General features: G+C 65.4%; 1 pseudogene. It reads right to left on the minus strand.

The features are described 5' to 3' along the window. A pseudogene (locus tag EN906_RS36635) lies at positions 1-400 on the minus strand (hypothetical protein); the annotation flags it as partial. Positions 401-523 lie beyond the last annotated feature (123 nt).

Below are 523 nucleotides of genomic sequence, written 5' to 3' on the forward strand. Positions count from 1 at the left end.
CGGCGAGCGTTGCCTTGACGCCGGTCTGCTGCTGGCCGGCAGCAGGTGCCGCACCTGGTGCCACCGGGGTAAACTCGATGGCGACGGTGTTGAGGCGCGGCCGGTAGTCGGTGGTACCGACGACATTGTAGCCGCGATCCGGCAGCAGCCAGAGCGAACCTTTGTAGCCGGCGGCCTCATGCGTCCAGCCTGATGTGTCGATCGACATGCCCGAGCCCGAACCAAACGTCTCGCCGAACTTGTCGCGCTGAGCGGCCGGGATGCGGCCGACGCCGACCAGCCCTTTGTTGACAAAGCTCGTGCCGCCGACGGTCGCGGTGCTGTCGGCGAGCGCCGGCGTCAAGGCGGTGAACAAGGCCAGCGCGACGCCGAGCGACGCGGTTCGATACAGGTGTTTCATGGATAATCCTCTTTGTGACGGATGTGCCGGAGCGGCCGCGGGACGAAAAACTGAAAGAGGTGCGACATCGATGATGCCGCGCAAGCCTCCCCGAAACGCGGTCTACGGCGCGAACATGATGCT

The sequence above is a fragment of the Mesorhizobium sp. M7A.F.Ca.CA.004.06.1.1 genome, from assembly GCF_003999135.1.
Taxonomy (GTDB): domain Bacteria; phylum Pseudomonadota; class Alphaproteobacteria; order Rhizobiales; family Rhizobiaceae; genus Mesorhizobium.